The organism is Nesterenkonia sp. NBAIMH1 (assembly GCF_007922635.1).
Lineage (GTDB): Bacteria > Actinomycetota > Actinomycetes > Actinomycetales > Micrococcaceae > Nesterenkonia > Nesterenkonia pannonica.
On record NZ_CP042335.1, the window covers coordinates 819,810 to 843,613 of the forward strand.

At 67.0% G+C, this 23,804-nt stretch carries 25 protein-coding genes; 9 read left to right on the forward strand and 16 right to left on the reverse strand.

Annotated features, from left to right (window positions below):
• Positions 1–90 precede the first annotated feature (90 nt).
• From FS388_RS03825 to FS388_RS03855, 7 genes are all read right to left on the reverse strand, one after another.
• Positions 91–375 carry an HU family DNA-binding protein gene (locus tag FS388_RS03825; protein ID WP_146339867.1) on the reverse strand — a complete coding sequence of 95 codons (285 nt, stop codon included), beginning with the start codon at positions 373–375 and terminating at the stop codon, positions 91–93.
• A gap of 259 nt (positions 376–634) precedes the next feature.
• Positions 635–940: a 30S ribosomal protein S14 gene (gene rpsN, locus FS388_RS03830; protein ID WP_146339869.1), complete on the reverse strand. Its 306-nt coding sequence runs from the start codon at positions 938–940 to the stop codon at positions 635–637.
• Positions 941–942: 2 nt separating this feature from the next.
• Positions 943–1,110 carry a 50S ribosomal protein L33 gene (rpmG, locus tag FS388_RS03835; protein WP_022872124.1) on the reverse strand — a complete coding sequence of 56 codons (168 nt, stop codon included), beginning with the start codon at positions 1,108–1,110 and terminating at the stop codon, positions 943–945.
• Positions 1,110–1,346 (reverse strand): 50S ribosomal protein L28, encoded by a 237-nt coding sequence (rpmB, locus tag FS388_RS03840; protein WP_146339871.1) that lies wholly within the window; start codon positions 1,344–1,346, stop codon positions 1,110–1,112. Before rpmB ends, rpmG begins: the two co-directional genes overlap by 1 nt.
• A gap of 270 nt (positions 1,347–1,616) precedes the next feature.
• Complete coding sequence (locus tag FS388_RS03845; protein ID WP_146339873.1) at positions 1,617–2,810, reverse strand: MFS transporter; 1,194 nt, start codon at positions 2,808–2,810, stop codon at positions 1,617–1,619.
• Between the two features lie 48 nt (positions 2,811–2,858).
• A complete protein-coding gene (locus tag FS388_RS03850; RefSeq protein WP_146339875.1) occupies positions 2,859–4,256 on the reverse strand; it encodes an amidase in 1,398 nt (465 codons plus the stop codon).
• A 90-nt stretch (positions 4,257–4,346) separates the two neighbouring features.
• Positions 4,347–5,336 (reverse strand): D-2-hydroxyacid dehydrogenase, encoded by a 990-nt coding sequence (locus FS388_RS03855; RefSeq protein ID WP_146339877.1) that lies wholly within the window; start codon positions 5,334–5,336, stop codon positions 4,347–4,349.
• Between the two features lie 98 nt (positions 5,337–5,434).
• Here FS388_RS03855 and FS388_RS03860 point away from each other — a divergent pair, with 98 nt between their 5' ends.
• From FS388_RS03860 to FS388_RS03870, 3 genes are all read left to right on the forward strand, one after another.
• Positions 5,435–6,436 carry an aldo/keto reductase family protein gene (locus tag FS388_RS03860; RefSeq protein ID WP_146339879.1) on the forward strand — a complete coding sequence of 334 codons (1,002 nt, stop codon included), beginning with the start codon at positions 5,435–5,437 and terminating at the stop codon, positions 6,434–6,436.
• Positions 6,437–6,469: 33 nt separating this feature from the next.
• Positions 6,470–7,186, forward strand: a complete 717-nt coding sequence (locus tag FS388_RS03865; RefSeq protein WP_146339882.1) for a hypothetical protein — start codon at positions 6,470–6,472, stop codon at positions 7,184–7,186.
• Between the two features lie 211 nt (positions 7,187–7,397).
• Positions 7,398–7,631 carry a hypothetical protein gene (locus FS388_RS03870; protein ID WP_146339884.1) on the forward strand — a complete coding sequence of 78 codons (234 nt, stop codon included), beginning with the start codon at positions 7,398–7,400 and terminating at the stop codon, positions 7,629–7,631.
• Here FS388_RS03870 and FS388_RS13125 read toward each other — a convergent pair.
• Positions 7,604–8,332: a response regulator transcription factor gene (locus FS388_RS13125; protein WP_210410228.1), complete on the reverse strand. Its 729-nt coding sequence runs from the start codon at positions 8,330–8,332 to the stop codon at positions 7,604–7,606. The two genes, FS388_RS03870 and FS388_RS13125, sit on opposite strands and share 28 nt — an antisense overlap.
• 148 nt (positions 8,333–8,480) lie before the next feature.
• On the opposite strand from FS388_RS13125, the gene FS388_RS03880 reads away from it, so the two are divergent.
• Complete coding sequence (locus FS388_RS03880) at positions 8,481–10,271, forward strand: AMP-binding protein (protein ID WP_246836283.1); 1,791 nt, start codon at positions 8,481–8,483, stop codon at positions 10,269–10,271.
• Between the two features lie 48 nt (positions 10,272–10,319).
• On the opposite strand, the gene FS388_RS03885 is transcribed toward FS388_RS03880, so the two are convergent.
• Entirely contained in the window at positions 10,320–11,054 is a 735-nt protein-coding gene (locus FS388_RS03885; RefSeq protein WP_146339887.1) for a hypothetical protein, read from the reverse strand.
• A gap of 397 nt (positions 11,055–11,451) precedes the next feature.
• Between FS388_RS03885 and FS388_RS03890 the strand changes: the two genes are divergently transcribed.
• Complete coding sequence (locus FS388_RS03890) at positions 11,452–12,297, forward strand: CoA ester lyase (protein WP_146339889.1); 846 nt, start codon at positions 11,452–11,454, stop codon at positions 12,295–12,297.
• Between the two features lie 46 nt (positions 12,298–12,343).
• Here the strand turns inward: FS388_RS03890 and FS388_RS03895 are convergent, their stop codons facing one another.
• From FS388_RS03895 to FS388_RS03905, 3 genes are all read right to left on the reverse strand, one after another.
• Positions 12,344–13,738: a dihydrolipoamide acetyltransferase family protein gene (locus FS388_RS03895; RefSeq protein WP_146339891.1), complete on the reverse strand. Its 1,395-nt coding sequence runs from the start codon at positions 13,736–13,738 to the stop codon at positions 12,344–12,346.
• Positions 13,735–14,718: an alpha-ketoacid dehydrogenase subunit beta gene (locus FS388_RS03900; protein WP_146341854.1), complete on the reverse strand. Its 984-nt coding sequence runs from the start codon at positions 14,716–14,718 to the stop codon at positions 13,735–13,737. The genes FS388_RS03895 and FS388_RS03900 overlap by 4 nt, the downstream gene beginning before the upstream one ends.
• Before the next feature lie 89 nt (positions 14,719–14,807).
• A complete protein-coding gene (locus FS388_RS03905; RefSeq protein ID WP_146339893.1) occupies positions 14,808–15,917 on the reverse strand; it encodes a thiamine pyrophosphate-dependent enzyme in 1,110 nt (369 codons plus the stop codon).
• Positions 15,918–16,034: 117 nt separating this feature from the next.
• On the opposite strand from FS388_RS03905, the gene FS388_RS03910 reads away from it, so the two are divergent.
• A complete protein-coding gene (locus FS388_RS03910) occupies positions 16,035–16,409 on the forward strand; it encodes a phage holin family protein (protein ID WP_246836284.1) in 375 nt (124 codons plus the stop codon).
• A 6-nt stretch (positions 16,410–16,415) separates the two neighbouring features.
• Here the strand turns inward: FS388_RS03910 and FS388_RS03915 are convergent, their stop codons facing one another.
• The 4 genes from FS388_RS03915 to FS388_RS13420 all read right to left on the reverse strand — a co-directional run bounded on the left by FS388_RS03915 (position 16,416) and on the right by FS388_RS13420 (position 19,386).
• Positions 16,416–16,838, reverse strand: a complete 423-nt coding sequence (locus tag FS388_RS03915; RefSeq protein ID WP_146339897.1) for a hypothetical protein — start codon at positions 16,836–16,838, stop codon at positions 16,416–16,418.
• A 180-nt stretch (positions 16,839–17,018) separates the two neighbouring features.
• Positions 17,019–17,807: a hypothetical protein gene (locus tag FS388_RS03920; protein ID WP_146339899.1), complete on the reverse strand. Its 789-nt coding sequence runs from the start codon at positions 17,805–17,807 to the stop codon at positions 17,019–17,021.
• Between the two features lie 105 nt (positions 17,808–17,912).
• Positions 17,913–18,308, reverse strand: a complete 396-nt coding sequence (locus tag FS388_RS03925) for a hypothetical protein (RefSeq protein WP_146339900.1) — start codon at positions 18,306–18,308, stop codon at positions 17,913–17,915.
• Positions 18,214–19,386 (reverse strand): IclR family transcriptional regulator C-terminal domain-containing protein, encoded by a 1,173-nt coding sequence (locus FS388_RS13420; protein WP_146339902.1) that lies wholly within the window; start codon positions 19,384–19,386, stop codon positions 18,214–18,216. The genes FS388_RS03925 and FS388_RS13420 overlap by 95 nt, the downstream gene beginning before the upstream one ends.
• A gap of 121 nt (positions 19,387–19,507) precedes the next feature.
• Between FS388_RS13420 and FS388_RS03935 the strand changes: the two genes are divergently transcribed.
• The 3 genes from FS388_RS03935 to purB all read left to right on the forward strand — a co-directional run bounded on the left by FS388_RS03935 (position 19,508) and on the right by purB (position 23,804).
• Positions 19,508–20,866, forward strand: a complete 1,359-nt coding sequence (locus tag FS388_RS03935; RefSeq protein WP_146339905.1) for an aminomethyltransferase family protein — start codon at positions 19,508–19,510, stop codon at positions 20,864–20,866.
• Between the two features lie 39 nt (positions 20,867–20,905).
• A complete protein-coding gene (locus FS388_RS03940; protein WP_146339907.1) occupies positions 20,906–22,270 on the forward strand; it encodes an MFS transporter in 1,365 nt (454 codons plus the stop codon).
• 103 nt (positions 22,271–22,373) lie between these two features.
• Positions 22,374–23,804, forward strand: coding sequence for an adenylosuccinate lyase (purB, locus tag FS388_RS03945; protein WP_146339909.1), 1,431 nt, complete (start codon positions 22,374–22,376; stop codon positions 23,802–23,804).

Genomic DNA, 23,804 nt, shown 5'->3' on the forward strand with positions numbered 1-23,804 from the left:
CTCCGGACGCAGAAGAGCCCGTGACGATCTTCACGTCACGGGCTCTTCTGCACCCTCCTCAGCACGGCTGAGGGGGCACGCTCGGGCGGATCACTTGCCGGAGGCGGCAGCCTTCAGCTTGGAGCCGGCGGAGAGCTTGACGGAGTATCCGGCCGGGATCTCGATGCTCTCACCGGTCTGGGGGTTGCGGCCGGTGCGGGCGGCGCGCTCAGTGCGCTCCACGGACAGCCAGCCGGGGACGGAGACCTTGGAGCCGTTGGAGACCTCTTCGGAGAAGACCTCGAAGACGGCGTCGAGCACACCGTTGACGGCGGCCTGGGAGTTGCCGGACTTCTCAGCGACGGCGGCGACGAGCTCGCTGCGGTTAAGTGCCATGGTGATTGTCCTCCTGGACTTGTTCCTCAATAGGTCCCGTGGACCGCCGAATTCCGCATGATTCCGCGGATCTCGGCCCAGCGGGCTGTCAGAACGGCAACTTACCACCACCGCCTGAGCCTGCAAGCCCGAAACGCGCTGGTGCGGCGATTCGGCGGGCTTTTCCGCTCCGAGCTGAGTGATTCCGACACTTTCAGGGCAAAGAAGAAGGGACCCTCCCTCGGGAGGATCCCTTCTGAACGGCTGCTCGCCTAAGCGGTCACCAGGAGGACTTGGTGATGCCGGGGAGCTCGCCGTTGTGAGCCATGTTGCGGAAGCGGATGCGGCTGATGCCGAACTTCCGGAACGTGCCGCGGGGGCGGCCGTCGATGCTGTCGCGGTCGCGGACGCGGACGGGGCTTGAGTCGCGGGGCAGCTTCTGCAGACCCACGCGTGCGGCCTCACGCTCTTCGTCGGAGGCGTTGGGGTCAATCAGGGTCTTCTTCAGCTGGGCGCGCTTCTCGGCATAGCGCTCAACGATGACCTTGCGCTGTTCGTTCTTTGCGATCTTGGACTTCTTGGCCATGATCAGCGCTCCTCTCGGAAGTCGACGTGCTTGCGGACGACCGGGTCATACTTCTTGAGCACAATGCGGTCAGGGTTGTTGCGGCGGTTCTTGCGGGTCACGTAGGTGAACCCTGTGCCGGCCGTCGACTTCAGCTTGATGATCGGACGTACGTCCTTGTCCTTTGCCATTAGAGCTTCTCACCCTTCGCAAGCAGGTCGGCGACGACGGCGTCGATCCCGCGCACGTCGATGGTCTTGATCCCCTTGGTGGAGATGTTCAGAGTCACCTTCCGTCCGAGGGAGGGGACCCAGTAGGTCTTCTTCTGGATATTCGGGTCGAACCGGCGCTTGGTGCGGCGGTGCGAGTGCGAGATCTGGTTGCCGAACTGCGGCACCACTCCCGTCACCTGGCAACGTGCTGCCATGATCACTCCTTGAGCTGATGAGTACGTAGATGCTGTTTTTCGGTCCGCGGTGCGAACCGCTTCACTGGCACCGGTACGAGCGACCAGGCTGGGTGAGATCCAACCGAAGCTGCCTGCGGACGCGCGGAGACCACGCGGACGGTGCAAAATTTTGGCGCCTGAGCTGCTTTCCGGGCGCTGAACCCCGCGAAGGGGCACAGCACAGCCAAGCGGACAACGACTCATACTACGCGGGAAGCGGACCGGCTGCAAAGCCGCTACGCGCCGCCCTCACGGGGGGGGGCGGGGCACGCTGAGCGCCAGCGACGCCACGGCCGCAGCGCCCACCGCAGCCAGCACCACGTACATCAGCTCCCAGCTTCCCAGCAGCTGAGCTCCCCACGCACCGGCGGCGGGCGCGACCGCGATGGCCAGCATGACCGGGGCGTTGAACACCCCGGAGAGCCGTCCGTAGGCCCGCGGCCCCCAGCGATCCGTCACGGCCGTCGCCTTCAGCAGGGTGGACAGCCCCCGACCCACGCCTGCCCCGACTGAGACGATCACCAGCCACACCGCATTCGAGGCATCGAGGGCAAGAAGCCCCGTGGCCACTGCCGTGATGCCGTAGATCAGCAGGGTCCGGGCGCGCACGCTCATGCCTCGCTCCATCGCCCAGTAGAACAGCCGCCCCAGCACCTGGCCGGCGCCTCCCAGGCCCAGCACCCACGCGGCGAGCGTCGAGGACACCCCTCGGTCGATGAGCATGGGCACGAGATTGATCATCGCCGCGAACATCGACAGCGCCCCCAGCGTCATGCCGACGGTCATCAGCACGTACGACGGGGAGCGCATCACGGCCCGCGCGTACTGCTGGTCGGTCTCGTCCGCTCCCTCGGCCGATGATGCGCTCTGGTCCGAGGGCCACGCGCGGTTCAGGACGACGGCGTGCAGCGGCAGGGTGATCAGGGCGTAGATTCCGGCGAGCACCAGATAGACGTGCTGCCAGGGAAGGCTTCCCGCGAGCGCCTCCGTCACCGGAGCGAAGACCGTGGAGGCCAGACCGCCGATCAGCGTGATGACGGTCAGGGCGAACACCCGCCGATGTCCGTACCACCTCGTCACGGCCGCGAACGCCGGAGGATAGAGAGTGCCTGCCATGCCGACCCCGGCGAGCAGCCAGCCGGCCACGAAGACGGGGTAGTTGGGGGCCGCGGCGATGATGACCAGAGCAGCGGTTCCCGCGACGGAGCCCGCGGTCATCACAAGGCGCGGTCCGCGCCGGTCCAGCAGCCTGCCTGCGGGGATCCCCAGCAGAGCCGACACGACGAGCCCGGCGGAGTATGCGGCGGTCGTCTGCGCCACAGTCCATCCGGTGTCCTCTGCGATGCGCGCCGAGAGCACGGGGAAGGCGTAGTAGAGCGTGCCCCACGCGGTGACCTGTGTGATGCACAGGCCGGTGAGGACCGCCCTCAGCGAAGGGCGCACGGAGCCCCGCCTGCCGACTGCCCGGCTCCTGTGAGCCTGCCCATGGGGTCAGGCTCTGGGCCGGGCGAAGCTGCTGCCCTCCAGCTGCTCGTAGGCGGCTGCGGCCCGCAGCACTGCGGCGTCCTGGTTGCGCGCGCCGACGAACTGCAGTCCCACCGGCAGGCCGTTGTCGGCCACTCCGCAGGGCACCGAGACGGCGGGCTGCTGCGTCATGTTGAACGGGTAGGTGTAGGGGGTCCAGGAGGTCCACAGGTCCGAGGACCAGCCCTGGGGGGACTGCCGGCTGCAGTCGAAGGAGGTGATCGGCATGGTGGGAGTCACGAGCAGGTCGTACTTCTGGTGGAAGGCGCCCATCTGCACGCCCATGTTCATGCGCACCTGCACCGCCTGCAGGTAGTCGCGGGCGGTGGCGTCCTGATACTTTTCGATTCCTTCCCGCAGGCCCGGATCGATCTTCTCCATGGCGTCGTCCTCATAGGCCTCGAGGACCTTGCCGGCACCGGTGAACCAGAGCACGTGGAACGGCTCCACCGGGTCCTCGAAGCCGGGATCCACCTCCTCGACGATCGCACCGCCCTCCTCCAGCGTCTTCACGGCATCCCGGACCAGGCGGTCCACCTCAGGGTCGTTTGTGCCGAACCCGAGGTCAGCGCTGAAGGCGATGCGCAGCCCCTTCAGATCGCCCTCGAGGCTCTGCACGAACGAGGTGTGCGGCGTCGGCAGCGAGGACCAGTCCCGAGGGTCGTACCCCGAGATGACATCAAGAAGGAGCGCAGTGTCGGTGACGGTCCGGGTCATCGGACCGGCGTGCGCGAGGGTGCCGAAGGGCGAGGACGGGTACATCGGGATGAGGCCGTAGGTGGGCTTGAGCGCCACCGTCCCGGTGAAGGAGGCCGGGATTCGGACGGAGCCGCCGCCGTCGGTGCCCACCGACCACGGACCCATGCCGGCGCCCACCGCCGCCGCCGACCCGCCGGAGGAGCCGCCTGCGTGGGTGGACGCGTCCCAGGGGTTGGATGTGGCGCCGAACCGACTGCAGTCCGTCACGCCCTTCCACGCGAATTCCGGGGTGGCGGTCTTCCCCAGGAGGACCGCGCCGGTCTCACGCAGGCGCGCCACGCACGGAGCGTCCCACTCCCAGGGACCTGCCTCATCGATGAGGGTGGTGCCGCGCAGGGTGGGCCACCCTTTGGTGCCGAAGATGTCTTTGATGCTGGTGGGCACCCCGTCGCCGGGGCCGAGCGTCTCCCCCGATCGCCATCGGGCGGCGGACTCCTGCGCCGAGGCCAGTGCGGACTCCCTGTCCACCAGGACGAAGGCGTTCAGGTCGCCGTCCCGCTCCTCAATGCGGGTCAGGGCTGCCTCCGTCGCGTCGACAGGTGTGAACTGTCCCGACGCATAGCCGTCGAGCAGCTCCGCTGCGGTCAGGTCTGCCAAATCGGTCATGGGGGCCTCCTCGATCAGGGTGTCGCCGAACACGTTCTGCGGTCAGTGTGCCACGCGGCGCGCCTGTGCCCCGCCACGGACACAGACCAGTCACCGGGGCTGGGGCACGTAGCCCTTCTCCTTGTCCACCACGTTGTTCAGCGACTGCCCCTCGAGCCACCTTTCGGCGTTGTCGAGGAACTGCTCTGCGAGGGTCTCCTGCCACCCCACCACGTCGCCTGACATGTGCGCGCTGATGAGCACGTTCTCCATCTCCCAGAGCGGCGAGGACTCAGGCAGCGGCTCGGTCTCGAACACGTCGAGCGAGGCGAAGCCCACAGGCCCCTGCCGCAGCGCGTCAGCCAGTGCGGCCTCATCCACCGACTGGCCACGGCCGATGTTCACAAAGTGGGCCCCAGGCTTCATGGCGCTCAGGACGCCGCGGCCGATCAGCCCGTGCGTCTGCGGGGTCAGAGGCGCAGCGTTGACGAGGATGTCCGCGTCGCCGACGTGCTCCTCGAGGCTCTCTGAGAGCACCACCTCGCCGAAGTCCGGGTCGCCCTGGCGGGCTCTCCGGCCTGCGCCGCGCACCTCGATGCCCACAGCCTTCAGCAGACGAGCCGTCTCGCGTCCGATCGCGCCGGTGCCGACCACGATCGCTGAGAGCCCCTGCACCCGACGCGTCTCACGGTGCTTCCAGACCTTCTGCGACTTGTACTCGTACCCGGCGGCGAAGTCCTTGGCCTCGGCCAGAACTGCCCCGAGCACCCACTCTGCGATGGGCCGGTCGAACGTTCCCTGAGCGTTGGTGACCGTCACCTCGGATGCGGCGAGCTCGTCGAAGATCAGCTTGTCCACTCCTGCTGCCGCCACGTGGATCCAGGCCAGTCGGTCCGCCTGCGGCCATGCGTCCTGCACAGCCTCCGAGAAGAAGTCCCAGAGGAAGAGCGCATCTGCTCCGCGGACTGCCTCAGACAGGCCCTCGGGGGCGGTGAGCCGGATGTCGGCCCGCCCCTCGAGGCGCTCCAGACCAGGGGGCACGGCCATCGGCCCTGAGGCGTCGGCGGGGTGCAGGACTGTGATCACAGGAAGCTCTGCCATGAAAGCAACCTACCAGCGACCCAGTGCGGGACCGAGGGCGCCCGGGGGCGGCCCAGAAGGGGGAGACTTTGCCGAGGGCGTGGCCTACGCTGGCGATCATGGAGTTCAGACACCTCGGCAATTCCGGCCTGAAGATCTCAGAGATCACCTACGGCAACTGGCTGACCCACGGGTCCCAGGTGGAGAACGAAGTGGCCGCGCAGTGCGTGCACGCCGCCCTCGACGCAGGGATCACCACCTTCGACACGGCGGACGTGTATGCCAACACCATCGCCGAACAGGTTCTCGGCGATGCTCTGAAGGGCCAGCGGCGGGAATCCCTGGAGATCCTCACCAAGGTCTACTTCCCCACCGGCCCCAAGGGCCCGAACGACACCGGCCTGAGCCGAAAGCACATCATGGAGTCGATCAGCGGCTCGCTGAACCGGCTCGGCACCGACTACGTGGACCTCTATCAGGCGCACCGGTTCGACTACGCCACACCGCTGGAGGAGACCATGCAGGCCTTCGCCGACGTGGTGCGCCAGGGCAAGGCGCTCTACATCGGCGTCAGCGAGTGGACTGCGGAGCAGATCAGGGCCGGCCATGCACTGGCCGAGGATCTGGGCATCCAGCTCATCAGCAGCCAGCCGCAGTACAACATGCTCTGGAGGGTGATCGAGGAGGAGGTCGTTCCGGCCTCCGAGGAGCTGGGGGTCAGCCAGATCGTCTGGTCTCCCATTGCCCAGGGCGTCCTCACCGGCAAGTACAAGCCCGGGGAGCCGTATCCGGAGGGGTCCAGGGCAGCCCACGAGGAATCCGGACACTTCGTCGAGAAGTACCTCAACGACGAGGTCCTGCGCGCCGTCCAGCAGCTGCGCCCCATCGCCGAGGACCAGGGTCTGACGATGGCCCAGCTGGCCATCGCGTGGGTCCTGAACCGGCCCAACGTGGCCTCAGCGCTCGTCGGCGCCTCGCGGCCCGAGCAGATCGCCTCGAACGCGGCCGCCGCAGGTGTGACGCTGCCCGCAGAGACCATCTCAGCGATCGAGGAAGCCGTGGGGCACCTGGCCCAGACCGACCCGTCGCTGACTGCGTCCCCTCCGGAGCGTCTCGCGTGATACCAGCTGTTACTGGCCTGTAGACTCCTCGGCGTGCGTGCACGTCCAGCTGCGGCAGCTCCCCTCCTCGCCGCCCTCCTCCTGATCCCCGGGGCAGCGGTTTCGCATGCCTCTGAGACTGCGGAGCCGACGCCCGCTCAGACCGCCGAAGGCACTGAGGACGGTGTGTCAGAGGACGAAGAGGACGATTCCGTGACGCAGGACGATGAGGGGGCTCCCGAGCCCACCGTCGACGCCTCCCCAACGCCCACACCTACTCCGACGCCTACGCCGGAAGAGCCTCTGGAGCCCGAGCCCGAGGAGGCAGATGCGGAGCCGGAGCCGGAGCTCGAGACCGACCCGGCGGAAGACACTGATGTGCCGGATGAGACCGAGCCGGAGGAGCCCGAGGCGTTCAGCTTTGAATGCCCTCGCACCAGCATCAATGCCGGCGAGCAGGCCACTCTGACGATCAACGCGCCGAGCGGAACGCAGCTGAGCCTAGGCCCCGGCGGCTCCTCCCTGGGCGCATCCGTCTCGCTCAGCGGCAGCCAGCTCACATACACGGCCCCTGAATCAGTCACCGGCACCCAACAGGACACTCTGACGATCAACGGGACCTCCGCGGACGGGGAGACGTTCCGGGTGCTCCGCCGTCATCACCGTCAACGGCGACGCCGCAGCCAGCCCAACGCCGGAGACGGAGACGGAGCCGGAGTCCACTCCCACACAGACCCAGCTCGACGAAGACGCCCAGACCCCCGACACTGAAGGGCCGGACGCCACCGTCCCGGAGGACGGTGAGGACGACGAGACCGACACCGCCGACGACGCGGTCGCGGCTCCGACGCCCACAGAGGAGGGGCCGCAGGGCACTCCTTCGTCCCCGGCCGCAGGACTTTCGCTTCCTGGAGCGCCCAACCCCGCACCTGAGGACAGCCTCGAAGTTCCGGAGGGCAGCTACTCGCTGACCATGCCGGGGATGACCGGCACACTGAACCCCTTCACCGGACTCCAGCAGGGCGCGCGAGCCGGCGAGGACGCTGCTGAGGGGCCGTTCGAGACGGAGGGCACGCAGGCCAGCGAGGAGATCGGTCTGGCCCAGACCGGCGCCACCCTGTGGGCAGCCATACTCGCCCTGCTCGCCCTCTCGCTGGGACTCGGGGCCGTCAGGGCCTCACGGCGCGCTCAGTCCGAGGCCGGCCGCAGCACGTAGCCGGCGCCCCGAACGGTGTGGATCATTCGGGGCATGCCGTTCTCGATCTTCTTGCGCACGTACGAGATGTACAGCTCCACCAGGTTGGCCTGGCCAGCGAACTCGTACTCCCACACCTCCTGAAGGATCTGAGACTTGGGAAGCACTGTGCGCGCGTGGCGCATCAGCAGGCGCAGAAGCCGGAACTCCGTGTCGGACAAGTCGATGTCCACACCAGCGCGCGTGACCGTCCGGCTGTGGGCGTCAAGCTCAAGATCTCCGATCACCAGGCGCTCGCCGTCCCTGCTCTCAGGTATGCGCCCGGTGAGCAGGTGCAGCCTCCGCAGCGACTCGTCGACACCGATATGAGCAGCCATGTGATCATCTGCGGAGGTGCACAGGCTGAGGATCTCGGCGTCGGGGGCATCCGAATCGAACCACAGCAGGCCCGCCATCTCGGCGCGCCCCTCGCGCAGACGAGCGACCGCGTCGTCGAGCTCCGCGATCCGACGTGACGCGCGGGCGTCGGCCACCACCAGATGCACGTCCTCCTCCTCGGCGAGCTGCACCGCCGCGTCAGCGGCAGAGGCAGTGAGCACCTTGACGTCGAGGCTCCGAAGCCGCGCCGTCAGCTCACTCGAGGCGGGGGATGGTCCGGCCAGAATGAGCACCGGTGAGGAGATGCGCAGCCCGACGCTGAAGCCCTCCTCAACGCTCTGCATTCAGCCTCCCACCAGTAGAAATATTGTCCCGATCATATAAGGATCACTATGCGGACTCATGGGCACCGCACCAGTGCGGGGCTCGCATACAGTCCTAGGCTGTCACGGAAGCCGCACTGTCCGCCGAATCGAAGGACGTACCCGCGTCGTGACACACACCAGCCAGAACCCCGCAGCTGACGCATTCCGCACCGCACGCGACCAGCTGGTGGACTGCCGAACGGACTACGACCGGGCTCGCGCAGAGTTCCGCTGGCCCGAGATCCCGCACTTCAACTTCGGCCTCGACTGGTTCGACGTGATCGCTGCAAGCCCCGAGCGCCGCGACCAGGATGCCCTGGTGATCGCCGAAGCAGACGGCTCAGTCCTGCGGCGCACCTTCGCCGAGCTGGCCGACAGATCGAACCGGACGGCCACCTGGCTGCGCGCAGCCGGAGTCCGGCGCGGGGACCGAATCATCCTGATGCTCGGCAACCAGGTGGAGCTGTGGGAGATCATGCTCGCCGGCATCAAGCTCGGCGCCGTGCTGATCCCCACCGCCACCCAGATGGGACCGGCCGACCTGCAGGACCGCGTGGCGCGCGGCAGAGCTCAGTGGGCCGTCGCCGGTGCGGCAGACTGCGAGAAGTTCTCCGCGGTTGAGGGCGACCTCACGCTCATCCACGTGCCCGGGCAATACACCCCGGATGCCTCGCTCCCGGCGGTGGACTCCCCTCAGGGAGGGGCCCGGCGCATCCTCTCGTTTCCGCAGGCATACGAGGCATCCCCGGAGTTCGCCCCCGATCGGGCCACCGCAGCCGACGAGACCCTCCTGCTGTACTTCACCTCCGGGACCACGAGCCTGCCCAAGCTGGTGGAGCACACGCACACCTCGTACCCCGTGGGGCATCTGACCACCATGTACTGGATCGGCATCCGGCCGGGCGATGTGCACCTCAACGTCGCAGGCCCCGGGTGGGGCAAGCACGCATGGTCCAGCTTCTTCGCGCCGTGGATCGCCGAAGCCACGATCTTCGTCTACAACTACGGCCGCTTCGACCCGGTCGCTCTCATGCAGACCATGGAGAAGCACGGCGTCACCAGCTTCTGCGCACCGCCCACCGTGTGGCGCATGCTCATCCAGGCCGATCTCGCCCAGCTGACCACTCCCCCCAGGGTGACCGTCTCCGCGGGCGAGCCGCTCAACGCCGAAGTGATCGCACAGGTGGAGCGAGCATGGGGAACCACCATCCGCGACGGCTACGGCCAGACGGAGACCACTCTGCAGGTGGCCAACACTCCGGGGCAGGACGTCGTGCCCGGCTCCATGGGGCGTCCCCTGCCGGGCTACGAGGTCGTCATCGTGGACCCCCAGAGCGGCGAGGCCTCCGATGAGGGTGAGCTCTGTCTGCGGGCGGAGCGGGAGCAGAGCCCGGATCGGCCTGCGGGCCTCTTCAAGGCCTACTTCGGAGACGAGGAGCGCACCTCGGAGGCCTTCCGCGACGGTGTTTACCACACCGGCGATGTGGTCCGACGGGAGGAGTCGGGCGTGCTGACCTACGTCGGGCGCTCCGACGACGTGTTCAAGTCCTCCGACTACCGCATCTCCCCGTTCGAGCTGGAGTCGGTGCTGGTGGAGCATCCTGCGGTCGCCGAGGCAGCCGTCGTTCCCTCTCCTGACGCCCTGCGGCTCTCTGTCCCCAAAGCTTTCGTGTCCCTGACCCGGGATGCGCAGTGGAGCAGGGAGACGGCCGCCTCCATCCTTCAGCACTGCCGGGACTCTGTGCCCGGATTCAAGAGGGTGCGCAGGATCGAAGAGGCAGAGCTGCCCAAGACCATCTCGGGAAAGATCCGGCGGGTGGAGCTGCGTGATCTCGAGATCCGGCGGGCATCCGGCGAGGAGCCTGCCGAGCCCGGTGCGGAGTTCGCCGAAGCTGACCTCGATCTCAGGAGGAGCTGAGCACCCGGCTTGAGGCACGTGCGTCCTCAGCCGGTGCGCTCAGGCCGCTCAGTACTCCACTTCGGGTTCGATCTCGTTGATCTGCAGCGGCGAGTCCTCGCTGATGCCCAGCTGCTCGGCCAGGCTCGCGCCCTCGAGGAGGACCTCTGCCTCATCCGCGCCCGTGGCCATCCGGGCTGTGGTCTCGATCTGCTTCAGCACCTGCCACGCCTGGCAGCCGCCTGCTGCCGGGGGCTGGCCCGAAAGCTCCACCGTCACGGTGCCTCCCGAATGCTCGACGCTCTCGATGCTGAGATCAGTGACGGCCAGGGCATTCACGAACTCAGGGCTGCCGTGCTGGCCGTACTGGTCCTCCAGCAGAAACTCAAGGGCCGCTCCGGCGGGGTCATCCACCACCATCGGCACCGTCTGGATGACCGAGATGCGGTCCTCACATCCGAAGGCGTCCGTTCTGGCGATCTCCGTCAGGTGCGGCTCCGACTGCTCAGGCTGGGCCTGAAAGGGATCGCCGGGAGCGTCATCAGCCTCGCCGATGCCGCCGTCCTCCAGCGGTGCTGCCTCGTTCTGCCCCACCGGGCTGATGAAGCCCAGAGGCAGACGCACTGAGTCGTCATCCTCGTACTCCGGGGCAGGCACCGGGTTGTCGTACTCCTGCTCCTGGGAGCCCTGGTCTCCGCTGCCCTGCGAGCTGCTTCCGTCGTCCTGACCTCCTCCGCATGCGCTGAGGGTCAGCGTGAGGCCGAGAGCAGCACCGAGAATGGATGAGAGCCGGCAGGTAAGCACCGGAAAAGAGTACGTCAGAGGGCCCTGGGGCAGGAAACCGCCGCGGCACAGGCGCAGCCTGACGCGGGTGGTCTGCGCGAAGAAGGGCGGGCGAGGTGGGGGCGGTGAACGGGGGCCGCCCCCACCTCTGTTGAGAAGGAGTCCGGATGCCGCACGGAGGGGGTGGGATGGTTGGCACCCAGCCTCAACTTCTCAACTATTCAGAGTGTGACACAGAGGGAACGGATGCTCTGAGTCACGTCTGTATCCAGGGGTAACGAGAACAACGTAGAAGTCATTCCCGCGGATTTCTTCAGAGTCTGAAGCACCCGCTGTGGACTAAGTGTGCGGCGCTGGGAAGGGGTGTGTCAAGCAGAAGGTGCCGCTCCACGAGCTCCCCTCAGGCTAGGCTGGAGGCATGCCGATCCGAAACCGCCGAGCTGCCGCTCTGCCCGCCAAACTGTCGCGTTCGTGGCTGCTGATCAACGCCTCGAGGGAGGACGATTTCGCACCGGGGCTGGCATCGGAGGCGGACTCGGTGATCTTTGATCTGGAGGCGTCCGTTCCCGCTGACGGCAAGGCGGCGGCGCGGGAGTCGGTGCTCGGTGCGCTGAACGGCGGGATGACTGCATGGGTTCGGATCAGCCCGACGACCTCCGAGCACTGGGAGGATGATGTCAAGGCCCTGTCGAAGGCGGACGGCCTCCGGGGCGTGATGCTCGCCGAGACCGAGCGGCCTGACCAGGTGGCCTACACAGCGATGCGCCTCAGGGCGGGCACCCCAGTCATCGCGCTCATCGAATCCGCTCTCGGTGTCGAGAACGCCGTTCAGATCGCCTCTTCGCCGGGTACGTTCCGTTTGGCATTCGGAACAAACGACTTCCGCAAGGACGTCGGCGTCTCATCCGACCCCATGGCACTGGCGTATGCACGCTCGCGCCTGGTCATCGCCTCTCGTGTGGGCGGCCTGCCCGGGGCCATCGACGGACCCGCGGAGGCCAATGCCTCTGCTGAGGCCGTCGCAGAGGCCTGCCGAGTCACCGCCGAGATGGGAATGACCGGCAAGCTTTCGCTGAACCGCACCCAGGTCGAGCAGGTGAATCGAGGGCTGGCCCCTTCGGACGAGGAGCTGCAGTGGGCCAGGGAGGTCATCCAGGCTCATGAGTCGGGTGCGGCGATCGGGGACGGCTCATACCTTCCCCGCCTGGCTCGGGCGCAGAAGATCGCAAGCCTGGGTGACAGCTACGGTCTGTGGAACGCCTGACCGGGAGCTCCGCCCCCGACAGGAGCATGGCTTCTGGGCAGTGACCTCAGTTGATGAGCAGGCCGGGCTGCTCCATCACCGAGGCCACATCGGAGATGAAGGCCCCCGCCTTGTCGCCGTCGATGAGGCGGTGGTCGAAGGATCCCCCGATGACCATCACATCGCGCGGAACAATCTGGCCGTCGACGACCCACGGCTTCTTGCGCACTGCACCGAGTGCGATGATGCTCGCCTGGCCGGGCGGAAGGATGGGGGTCCCTGAGTCCAGCCCCAAGGTTCCGATGTTGGTGATGGAGATGGTCCCGCCCTGCATTTCGCCGGGAGTGGTGCGGCCATCCCGCGCGTCGACGGTCAGCTGGGTGATGGCTGCCGCGAGGCCCTGCGTGTTGTAGGTGTGGGCCTCGTGGATGACCGGGACCACCAGTCCGCGAGGCGTCGCTGCTGCGACGCCGAGGTTCACATAGTTCCGCAGCGTGTAGTGCGTCTCGTGCCAGGTGGCGTTGACCTGGGGGTTCCGGCGTGCGGCCCAGATGATCGCCTTCGCGGCGAAGAGCATCGGTGACACGCTCAGGCCCTGGTAGGAGGGGTCCTGCTTCAGGGCTGCCCGCAGCTCCATGGTGCGTGTGACGTCCACCTCTTTGAACACCGAGACGTGGGGCACGTTCTGCGCCGAGGCGGCGACATTGAGCGCCGTAGCCTTGCGCACGCCGCGCACCTGCACGTTCTCCTCGCGAGGCCCGTCGTAGAGAAGGCCCACCTCCTGCGGCGTCGGCGGCCTGCCCTGGGGTGTGGGGGCGCCGGCACGGGGCGTCTGGCCCTGGTCCTGCTGAGCCTTCTTGGCGCGAGCCTGCCGTTCGACGTCATCCCGGGTGATCTGACCGTTGCGCCCGGAGCCGACAAGCTCCCAGACGGCGACGCCCAGCCTTTTGGCCAGGGCGCGGACGGGAGGGCTTGCCCGGGAGACGATCTCCGCCAGGTCGGTGGTGTGCAGACCGGGGGCCCGGGATGCCGGGGCCTGCTCCTCCAGCCCCAGCGCCGCGGCGTCGATGACGTCGGGGGACGTGGGGCGCAGCCGCCGGCGGTGCTTGGCGGGGTCTGCCTTGGGGCCTGAGCCGACAAGGGCCTGCTCCCCCTCGCTGGAGTCTGCGGCCTCTGAGCCCGTCTCGACGCTGCGGTCCGAGGCGGGCTCGCTGCTGTCGTCGCCCTCCCCTGCGATGCGGATGAGGGGCTTGCCCACCTCGACGGTCTCCCCTTCTTCTGCGAGGAGCTCCGCGACTTCGCCGGCGAACGGCACCGGGAGCTCAACCAGAGACTTGGCCGTCTCGATCTCGCAGATGATCTGGTTCACTTCGACGGTCTCGCCGGGGGCGACCTTCCAGGAGGTGACCTCAGCTTCGGTGAGGCCCTCTCCGACGTCGGGCAGCATGAAGGTCTGCGTCATCGCGCGGCTCCCTTCTGGTACGCGAAGGCCCGTTCGACGGCTTCGAGCATCCTGTCGATGTCGGGCAGGTAGCGGTGCTCCTGCCCTGAGGGCGGGTATGGCATGTGGAAGCCGCCCACGCGCAGCACCGGGGCGGTGAGCCGGTGGTAGGCGCGCTCGGTGACGCGGGCTGCGATCTCTGCGCCGAAGCCGCCGAAGGTCGGCGCCTCGTGGGCGACGATCAGGCGCGTGGTCTTGGCCGCTGAGCGGGCGATGGTCTCGTCGTCGAGCGGGCTGATGGAGCGGACGTCCACCACCTCGATGCTTCGGCCCTGCGCTGCGGCCGCTTCGGCGGCGGCGAGCGCCACGGGGACCAGCGGCCCGTAGACGGCTATGGTTGCGTCGCGGCCTTCGCGCAGGATCTGGGCGCTGAATGCGTCGGGGGCCGGGTTGGCGGTGTCGACCTCGCCTTTGAGCCAGTAGCGGCGCTTGGGCTCGAAGATGATGACGGGGTCGTCCGAGACGATGGCCTGACGGGTCATCCAGTAGGCGTCCTGGGCGGAGGAGGGGGTGATGATGCGCAGCCCTGCGGTATGGGCGAAGAGTGCCTCGGGCGACTCTGAGTGGTGCTCGATGGAGCCGATGTGCCCGCCGTACGGTATGCGCACGGTCACCGGCACTCGCACCGCACCATCGGTCCGGTTGTGGATCTTGGCCAGCTGGGTGGTGATCTGGTTGTAGGCGGGGAAGACGAATCCGTCGAACTGCATCTCGGCGACGGGCCTGTATCCCCGCATGGCCATGCCGATGCATGCTCCGATGATTCCGGACTCGGCCAGGGGGGAGTCGATCACGCGGTGCTCGCCGAAGTCTGCCTGGAGCCCGTCCGTCACCCGGAATACGCCGCCGAGGGCTCCGATGTCCTCCCCGATGAGGAGGGTCTTCTCGTCGGCGGCGAGCTCGTCGCGCAGGGCGGCGTTGATCGCCTTGGCCAGCGGCATGGTCCGTACGGCGGTGTCGGGGGCTGGGGAGCTGCCCGACGCCTCTCGGCGGGGGGCTTCGGCCTGAACGGCGGACGACTGCTGGGGGCTCATCGGCCTTCCTCCTCGTCTGCGAAGCCTGCCTCGTAGTCTTTGAGCCAGGCCTTCTCCGTCTCGACCTGCCTGTGCGGCTCGGAGTAGACGGTGTCGAAGACGCGTTCGATGTCTATGGGGCGCATGGCTGGAACGATCCGGCGCAGCTCGGAGGCGAGCTCCTCCGCCTCGGAGTCGATCTCGTCGAAGAAGCTCTGGTCGGCCTTGTCCGATGCGGTCAGCCAGGTGCGGTACCGGACCAGGGGGTCTTTGGCGGACCATTCCTCGACCTCTGAGGCGGGCCGGTACTTGGTGGGGTCGTCTGCTGTGGTGTGGGCGCCGATCCGGTAGGTCACAGATTCGATGAGTTTGGGCCCGCTGCCTGCACGGATGCTGTCGGCGCAGGCCGCGGCCGCCGCGTAGCTGGCCAGCACGTCGTTGCCGTCGACCCGGATGCCTTCGAATCCGTAGCCGGCGGCCCGGTGCGCCAAGGGTGCTCGCGACTGAGTGCGGCTGGGGACCGAGATGGCCCAGTGGTTGTTCTGGATCAGGTAGAGCAGCGGCAGCTCGTAGGAGGAGGCGAACACCATGGACTCGTGGATGTCCCCCTGGGACGAGGCTCCGTCGCCGAGGCAGGCGAGGACGATCTCGTCGGCTGCCCGGTCTCGGGGCACCGCATCAAGCCTGAGGTCCTGCTGGATCCCCATGGCCCAGCCCGTGGCGTGCAGCGCCTGAGAGGCGAGGACGATGGCGTAGAGGTTGAAGTTGTAAGCGTTGGGGTCCCACCCGGAGTGGGCGGTGGCGCGGAAGAGAGTCATCATCTCTTCGGCGCTGATGCCGCGGTAGAGCGCCATGGCGTGCTCGCGGTAGGTGGGGAACACCATGTCGGTGCTCTTCAGCGCCGCGATGGTCCCGATCTGCGCGGCCTCCTGGCCGGTCGCGGGGGCCCATAGGGCGAGCTGCCCCTGGCGTTGGAGGCTCGTGGCTTCGGCGTCGAAGCGACGCTCTACGGCCATGTGCCGGTAGAGGTCCCGCAGGAAGGCGTCGTCGAGCCCTTCGAGGTAGGGCGTGTACGTCTCGTGCTCCTTCAGCGTGCCGTCTTCGGCGAGCAGCTGGATTGGCTGCACAGGTGGGGCTCCTCTCGGCGACGACGGCGGTCCCGCTCACCCTCTCATAGCCGATCGCGGCTTCCAGGTGCTGACAAGGTACAAACCATTAGGATCGTGGCTGTGAGAATCCTACTGGTGATCCTTCTGAATGCCTTGGCCGTCTGGGCCGCCACGCTGGTGCCCGGCATCTGGGTGAGCGGGTGGAGTCAGGATCCGCTGATGGTGGTCCTGGCCTACTTGGTCGTGGGGGCCGTCTTCGGCGTGATCAACGCTGTCATCAAGCCTGTCCTGTCCCTGCTGGCCCTGCCGATCACGTGCCTGACGCTCGGCCTGTTCGCGATCGTCATCAATGCCGCCATGCTGATGCTCACCGGGTGGCTTGTCACGGAGTTCATTCCGGGGGTCGAGTTCGTGATCGACGGCTTCCTCTGGGCCGGCGTCCTCGGGGCGATCGTTGTTGCGCTGGTCTCCGCGCTCCTGGGCCGGTTCCTGCAGCCCGAGCGCGCCTGAGGGGGTTCACGGCACGGGCTCCCAGCCGGTGTCGTAGGCGGTGACGGAGGCTGAGCCGCGCAGCAGCGCTTCGAGCTCGTCGAGGTTCAGGCGGTCCTCATCGCTCAGCTCCCCGTGCGGGTCAGACTCTGTGGACCGGATGCCTTCCACGTTGTGGCCGTAGTCGTGGGAGAGGAAGTCCAGCGGTCCGGAGTCCGAGTCCTCGGCCGCTTCCTCCGGGCGCCTGTAGTCGTAGCGGTACTCGTGCCGGTCGGATGAGACCCCGTTGAACCCGCCTCCGAGCTTGGGCACGGGATCCTTCTCATCCAGGAAGTGGCTGATGGGTGACTGAGAGCTGATGTGGCCGCTGACGGCGGGCGCCGCGACGGTGGCCGTGTGCTTCACGGAGTACTTCTGCGACACGGCGGAGGAGCCGTCCGCCAGCTTCACCGCCGCCAGCCCTCCTTGACTGTGCCCGGTGAGGACCACAGAGGCTCCGGCGGGCGCACCCTGCTGTCTGAGCGCCTCGAGAACAGCGTCGCCCAGGCGATCAGCGTCGTTGAAGAACGCGTCGGTGGTGGTCAGCGCCCTCGTCCGGATGAGCGATCAGCGCTGCCGGGCGTCACCGCCTCAGGGTCCAGTCCGGGCAGGTGGACGACATAGACATCGTCCTCCTGACCCTTGTCCACTGTGCTGATGACGATGTTTCCGCCTCAGCGGCCCCTCGACGCTCTCCAGGTAGTTCGACAGGGGCCCGGTGTAGGCAACCTGCGGCAGCTCCTCGGCGCCTTGGACCACCAGCCGGTTCCGACGCATCAGGTCCTCTGTCCACCGGCCGGCTCCGGCGCCGGCGATGCGAAGAGTCCCCTCCGCCTGCATCGCTGCGGTGTGGGCCTGGCGTCCCATGGGGATGAATCCTCCGAACAGGGCCGCAGCCTCTCGAACCCCATAGGTCTCCTGGATCACGGACGAGGCGAGCCGATCTGAGTCGTACTCGTCCGACCCGCCGCCCTGAAGCCGACCCCAGAGCTGCGCCGGAAGGCTGCCGCGAGTCAGCTGATCGATCCAGCGCTGCGCTGAGCTCTCCGCCTCGCGATAGGCCTCGTGCGCGGCCTCGACACCGATGAGCGTCTGCTCCATGCTCCACTGCCCCGTGGTCACCGCGCTGCACAGCAGCAGGAGCCTCGTCTGAAAGCCGACGCATCGCCACACCGGTGCCGGCAGGGAGGCGCGGTCTGCGTCGATGAGGTGGGTGCGCTGCTCGTTCATCACTGTGACTGCTTCGCCGAGATGCACTGAGGCGCTGATGAGCGACTCCCAGTTGAGGTTGATCCGGCTGGGGCCGCCGCGGGCGGTGACGCTGAAGCTGCCCTCCTCGTACGTCGAGGACGACGGCTGCCATGCGGACGACAAAGGCATAGAGGAACCCTTTCTCAGAGGACCTGGGCGCCGAGGCGCTGCAGTGTGAGACGAAACGAAGCGGAGGCATCGCCTGAACGAACTCCACGAAGGCTTCGGATGAGCTCATCGCACCCTCCAGTGCGGCCCGAGCGGCGCGGGCCTCAGCTCCTCCGCGGCCGTGCCGAGGAGTCCGCTGATGTCGATGCCGCCGAGGGCGCCGAGGACTGCCTGCCAGTGCCTGGCCTGGTCGGCCAGGCCTGCGAGCTCCTGGGAGATGAGGAGCGCCTCCGCGGCCAGAGCCTCCGCCTCATCCCGAGCGTGCTTGCTGCCCGCCGCCAGCGGCAGGAGCGCATTGCGGAACAGACCTGCGGCCTGAGACTCCCACTCGACGGTGAAGGCCTGCACCACGTGGCCCTGCTGCTTCTCATACAGGCCCGCCGCCTCCAGCAGCTTCTGCGCGGCCGTGGCGTAGTTCTGCGACAGCTGCTCCAGCTGCTGGACCGCCGCGCCTGCCACCATGCCTGCCCTCCCGAGCCCCTTGAACCGCGATCATTGTGCGGTGCCAGTCTCGGTGCGATCGGCGGTGGAGAAACGGGACGCGTCCGGGCCTGGGGAGAACTGCGCATGTCAGGTCTGCCAGCAAGCAGGTGTGGAAGGTCCAGCTTGGGGCATGACCGGTGAGGAGCTTCAGACCAGCGATCCGGCTGCGCGAGGCGGTCCTGAGGAGCCTCCTCCGCTTGATACGAACCCTTAGCTCAGACCCAATTGCTTCATCGACATCTCGGAAGAATTCACCATCTGCCGGTATTTGCCCCCGGGTGCGCACGGGGTGATCCGGCGGCAGGTAGCTCCGGCGCAGCGAGGCTGAGATCGCCGCGCCCGTGCGCCGCAGAAGAGTCAGATAGGCCTCCAGAGAGGGCGACTCGCTGGCTACGACCAGCCCGACAGCCCCCACAACGGCATTCTCAGCCCCGAAGACTGGCACAGAGACAATCATGGAGCCGGGATGGATGAAGCCGTCAGCAGCGATGAACCCGTCATCGCGGATGCGTGCGAGGGCAGACCGCAGATGCTTCTCATCCTGAATGCCTGCCGTTGTCACGGGATCCAACCCGCGCTCCAGCACCGCCTGCACCACCTCCTCTCCTGCATGGGCCAGAATGGCGAGCCCTCCCCCGGAGTGCTGCATAGGGATGCGCCCGCCCACCACAGAAAGGTTCACCACCGCATCCCGCGCCGAAAAGCGCTCTACGACCAGAGCGTCGAGGTCCAGTCGGGTATGCAGCAGCACGTGCTGACGGACGGCTGAGTGCAGGCCCTGCAGATGAGGCAGGGAGGTTTCCCGCAGACCTAGGGCACCGGGGGTGCGCGTGCCGAGCTCCCAGAGGCGGTTTCCCAGGCGATAGGTGTGGTCGTCCATCCTCTCCAGCAGACCTTGGGCCTGCAGTTCACGCACCACGCCGTGAACGGTCGAAAGAGGGAGGCTGGTGCGCTGCATGATCTCGCTGAGGGTCAGATATGGGGCATCCAGGGTGAACGTATCCAGAACCCTGAGAGCACGGCTCAATGCCGAGACTCCCCCAGATGATCGCGCCATCCCGCTCGTCGCCCCTCGTCGTCGCGTCTTGATTTCGTATCAAGCGAATCCCACATCGTCGTGTGACCTGTGCCACTCATAGTCTCGTGGCCGAACGCTCATTCACAAGGAGGACACGTCAATGACCATCGAAAGCTTGGATCAGGCCATCACCCGTCAGGGAAATCCTGTGGAACTGCTGCGAAATGCTGATTTTCGCGCCTTTACCTTTCCTGTGGCACCGGAATTCAGCAACTGGCGGAGCGAGCAGCGGGCCTGGCGGCGCTCAGCCGCGCTGCTGGACCAGTCTCACCACATGACTGATCTCTTCCTGCGCGGAGAGGGGCTCATCGAACTGCTCAGCAGCATCAGCGTCAACAGCTACCGAAACTTCCGGCCGGGAGTGGCCAAACAGATGATCTCGGTCAATGAGCAGGGATACGTCATAGGCGACGGCATCCTCTTTCACCTGGGGGACGGCGTGGATCTGGTCGGCCACCATGTCTTGGCCGACTGGGTCAAGTATCAGGTGGAGAAATCCGGCTTGGAGATTGAGGTCACCGAAGACCCCAACTCTGCGGTGCGTGACGGCGACCCCGTGTTCTACCGGTATGAGCTTCAAGGCCCCCGCGCCTACGACATCATTGAGAAGCTCACGGGAGAGCAGGTTCCCCAGGTCAAGTTCTTCCACGTCCACGAGTTCACGTTTGCAGGGACGAGCGTCCGCGGCCTACGGCATGGCATGGCAGGGGAGCCGGGGTTCGAGTTCTTCGGACCCTTCAGCGAAGGCGCTCGCATCCGGGAGGCGATTCTGGATGCGGGGGAGGAATTTGGGATCCTGCCCGTCGGCTCCAAAGCCTATTCCAGCGCCTCCATCGAATCGGGCTGGGTTCCGACGCCCCTTCCCGCCATCTTCGGGGACGACCTCCGGGACTACCGGACGTGGCTCCCGGCCTCACGCGTCGGATCTCTGGGCGGATCTCTTCGCTCTGCGGACGTGCAGGACTATTACCTCACCCCGTATGACCTGGGCTACGGGCGCTCGGTGAACTTCGACCATGAGTTCATCGGAAAACAGGCCCTCCAGGACATGGCGTCGTCTCCGGCCCGACAAAAGGTCACGCTGATCTGGAATCCCGAGGACGTAGCCGAGATTGTCACATCTCAGCTGCGGGATGGTCTGCCCGCCAAATTCCTGGACTTTCCCAAGTCCCGCTACGCCTTCCACCAGTTCGACGAAGTCCTGGCCGGCGGAAAGCGAATCGGAGTGTCCACCGACCCTGGATACGTCGCCAACGACAAGGTTTATGCGTCACTCGCCTGCGTCGATCAGGCGCATGCCGCTTCGGGCTCCGAAGTCGAGCTTCTGTGGGGCGAGGACCCGAACTCCGACAAGGGCTCTGTCGAAGAGCACCGGCAAGTGCGCGTCCGGGCCACCGTCGCGCCGGCGCCGCTCCACGACTACGCCCGCACCGCATACCGGAGCAACACTCGCCTGTAAGCGAGCGCTCGTAACAATCATCCAGAAGGGGTCGCGTCAATGGATCTGAGACAGAAGATCGAAACCTCACCGATGGGCTTCCACCAATGGCTCATCATCGGAGTGGTTGTGCTCCTCAATGCGCTCGACGGCTACGACGTCCTGGCGATCTCGTTCACCTCCAACGCGGTGACGGAGGAGTTCGCCCTCAGCGGCACCGTCTTGGGCATGGTGATGAGCGCAGCCCTAGTGGGCATGGCCGTAGGCGCCTTCGGGCTGGGCAATGTGGCCGACATCATGGGACGCCGATGGCTGACGCTGATTTCGCTGGTCGTCAACGCAGCTGGACTTTTCCTCACAGCCACGGCTCAGAGCGCCGAAGAGCTTGCGCTCTGGCGCTTCGTCACGGGACTCGGCGTCGGAGGAATTCTGGTCGGCACCAACGTCATCGCCTCGGAATATTCCTCGCGCCGCCGGCGGGGACTGGCGATCAGCATCTACGGGGCCGGCTTCGGAATCGGCGGCGCTCTCGGCGGCTCCACCATGATCTACCTGATCGACGCGTTCGGGTGGCGAACGGTCTATGTCTTCGGCGGCATCATGACAATCATCGCCATTGCCCTGGTGCTGTGGCTCCTGCCCGAGTCTCCCTCTTTCCTCTACCAGCGCAGACCACCTGGTGCAGAGGCAAAGCTGCAGAAGATAGCCCGGCGACTTGGGCACAGCGAGCCGGTGGAGCTGGACGCTCGGCCCGAGCAGGGGAGCAGCAGCCTGGCTGAGAAGGTGAAGATCACCAAGCTGCTCGCCGCTGATCACCGGCGGGCGAGCGCAGTGATCTGGATCGGCTTCTTCATGGTGATGTTCGGCTACTACTTTGTCAGCACGTGGACCCCGAGGCTCATGAGCCTGAGCGGCCTGGATGACTCACTGGGGCTGTATGTCACCGTGATGCTCACGGTGGGAGGCACTGTCGGCTGCGTGATCTTCGGGATATCAACGTCCCGCTGGTCCACCCGGCTGGTCCTGACCTGGTTCACTGTGCTCGCCGGGGTGCTCATGGCAGTCTTCGTCTTCACCACGCAGTGGACACCGCTGATGCTCTTGGCCGGGACCGCGGTGGGCTTCTTCGCCCAGGGGTGCATCGCCGGCCTCTATGCACTGACGCCCCAGTCCTACCCCGTCATGCTGAGGGCAACCGGCGTGGGAGCGGCGTTGGGCATCGGCCGAATAGGCGCGATCGTGGCACCGACAGCAGTGGGAGTCATGACCGACGCCGGCTGGACCCCCACGGCGATCTATATGTCTGTAGGCGGGGTCATGCTGATCGCGACCGCGGCCCTGCTGAGCATGCGGCACCTGAATGTTGAGGCCAATCGCTCCCCCAGGGAGGACCTGGAGCCCGTTGCACCGGCACCGGTGACCTAGAACTCGGCCGTCGCAGCGGCAGCCGTGGCAGGCAGGCGCTTACATGCCCCGACTTCACGGACTGAACGGCCCGCTCGCCCGGGGTGATGAAAGAATGGCGCTCATGCTGACCTCCGCTCACTCCGCCGCACAGAACCGCGTCTCCCTGGCCGACGCCGAGCCGACCATCGCGCTCGGAGCCCTCGACGGCCGGTACCGTCCAGCCGTCGCTCCGCTGGTGGACCACCTCTCCGAGGCTGCGCTGAACCGCAACCGGATCCACATCGAGGTCGAATGGTTCATCCACCTGTGCCAGCAGCAGGTGCTGCCGGGCCTCCCCCGCCTCACCGACGAGGACATCGAGGGCCTGCGCGGCATCGTCACCGCCTTCGGGCCGGAGGAGATCGCCGAGCTGGGTGCTATCGAGGCGCAGACCGTCCACGACGTCAAAGCCGTCGAGTACTTCATCGCCCGGCGCCTGGACGGATTGGGGCTCGGCGAGCTCAAGCCCTTGGTGCACTTCGCCTGCACCTCGGAGGACATCAACAACCTCTCCTACGCCGTGGGCATCAGAGACGCCGTGCAGCAGGTCTGGCTGCCGGCCGCCGCAGCGATGCTCGAGGGCCTCAGCGCACTCGCCGAGCACGCCGCCGACGTGCCGATGCTCTCCCGCACCCATGGCCAGCCGGCCACCCCGAGCACCCTGGGCAAGGAGATTGCGGTCTTCGTGCACCGACTGGGGCGCCAGGTGCGGCGCATCGAGCAGCAGGAGTACCTGGGCAAGATCAACGGCGCCACCGGCACCTATGCCGCTCACCTCGCCGCCGCTCCCGACGCCGACTGGCCGAGCATCGCGGAGAGCTTCGTCGAAAAGCTGGGCCTGAGCTTCAACCCGCTGACCACACAGATCGAGTCGCACGACTTCCAGGCAGAGATCTACGCCGACATCGCCCGCTTCAACCGCATTCTGCATGGGCTCTGCGTCGACGTGTGGAGCTACATCAGCATCGGGTTCTTCAAGCAGATCCCCGTCGCAGGCGCCACCGGGTCATCCACGATGCCGCACAAGGTCAACCCCATCCGCTTCGAGAATGCCGAGGCGAACCTGGAGATCTCCAACGCCCTGCTGGACGCCCTGGGCGCCACCCTCGTGGAATCGCGGTGGCAGCGGGACCTCACCGATTCGTCCGGCCAGCGCAATATCGGAACCGCCCTGGGCCACTCCGTGCTCGCACTCTCCAACGTCACCAAGGGCCTCAAGCAGCTCGACGTGGCGGAGCAGACGATCGCCGCCGACCTCGACGCCAACTGGGAGGTGCTCGGTGAGGCGATCCAGACGGTGATGCGGGCTGAGGCGATCGCAGGCACCCCCGGCATGGAGGACCCGTACGAGCGGCTCAAGGAGCTCACCCGCGGACGCCGTGTGGACGCCGAGAAGCTCCAAGAGTTCGTCGGGGGGCTGGGTCTCTCCCCCGGCGCCGAGGCCCGCCTGAAGAGCCTCACCCCCGCCGAGTACACCGGCCTGGCCGCCCACTTGGCACGCCGGTTCGGCTGA

Coding starts and splice junctions, on each gene's coding strand:
- FS388_RS13125 (WP_210410228.1), bottom strand. CDS start 8,332: ATGCAGAGCGTTGAGGAGGGCTTCAGCGTCGGGCTGCGCATCTCCTCA.
- FS388_RS03855 (WP_146339877.1), bottom strand. CDS start 5,336: ATGGCAGAGCTTCCTGTGATCACAGTCCTGCACCCCGCCGACGCCTCA.
- rpmG (WP_022872124.1), bottom strand. CDS start 1,110: ATGGCAAAGGACAAGGACGTACGTCCGATCATCAAGCTGAAGTCGACG.
- FS388_RS03940 (WP_146339907.1), top strand. CDS start 20,906: ATGGATCTGAGACAGAAGATCGAAACCTCACCGATGGGCTTCCACCAA.
- FS388_RS03825 (WP_146339867.1), bottom strand. CDS start 375: ATGGCACTTAACCGCAGCGAGCTCGTCGCCGCCGTCGCTGAGAAGTCC.
- rpmB (WP_146339871.1), bottom strand. CDS start 1,346: ATGGCAGCACGTTGCCAGGTGACGGGAGTGGTGCCGCAGTTCGGCAAC.
- FS388_RS03920 (WP_146339899.1), bottom strand. CDS start 17,807: ATGCCTTTGTCGTCCGCATGGCAGCCGTCGTCCTCGACGTACGAGGAG.
- FS388_RS03890 (WP_146339889.1), top strand. CDS start 11,452: ATGCCGATCCGAAACCGCCGAGCTGCCGCTCTGCCCGCCAAACTGTCG.
- rpsN (WP_146339869.1), bottom strand. CDS start 940: ATGGCCAAGAAGTCCAAGATCGCAAAGAACGAACAGCGCAAGGTCATC.
- FS388_RS03860 (WP_146339879.1), top strand. CDS start 5,435: ATGGAGTTCAGACACCTCGGCAATTCCGGCCTGAAGATCTCAGAGATC.
- FS388_RS13420 (WP_146339902.1), bottom strand. CDS start 19,386: ATGGCGCGATCATCTGGGGGAGTCTCGGCATTGAGCCGTGCTCTCAGG.
- FS388_RS03850 (WP_146339875.1), bottom strand. CDS start 4,256: ATGACCGATTTGGCAGACCTGACCGCAGCGGAGCTGCTCGACGGCTAT.
- purB (WP_146339909.1), top strand. CDS start 22,374: ATGCTGACCTCCGCTCACTCCGCCGCACAGAACCGCGTCTCCCTGGCC.
- FS388_RS03895 (WP_146339891.1), bottom strand. CDS start 13,738: ATGACGCAGACCTTCATGCTGCCCGACGTCGGAGAGGGCCTCACCGAA.
- FS388_RS03870 (WP_146339884.1), top strand. CDS start 7,398: ATGACCGGCACACTGAACCCCTTCACCGGACTCCAGCAGGGCGCGCGA.
- FS388_RS03925 (WP_146339900.1), bottom strand. CDS start 18,308: ATGGTGGCAGGCGCGGCGGTCCAGCAGCTGGAGCAGCTGTCGCAGAAC.
- FS388_RS03900 (WP_146341854.1), bottom strand. CDS start 14,718: ATGCCGCTGGCCAAGGCGATCAACGCCGCCCTGCGCGACGAGCTCGCC.
- FS388_RS03935 (WP_146339905.1), top strand. CDS start 19,508: ATGACCATCGAAAGCTTGGATCAGGCCATCACCCGTCAGGGAAATCCT.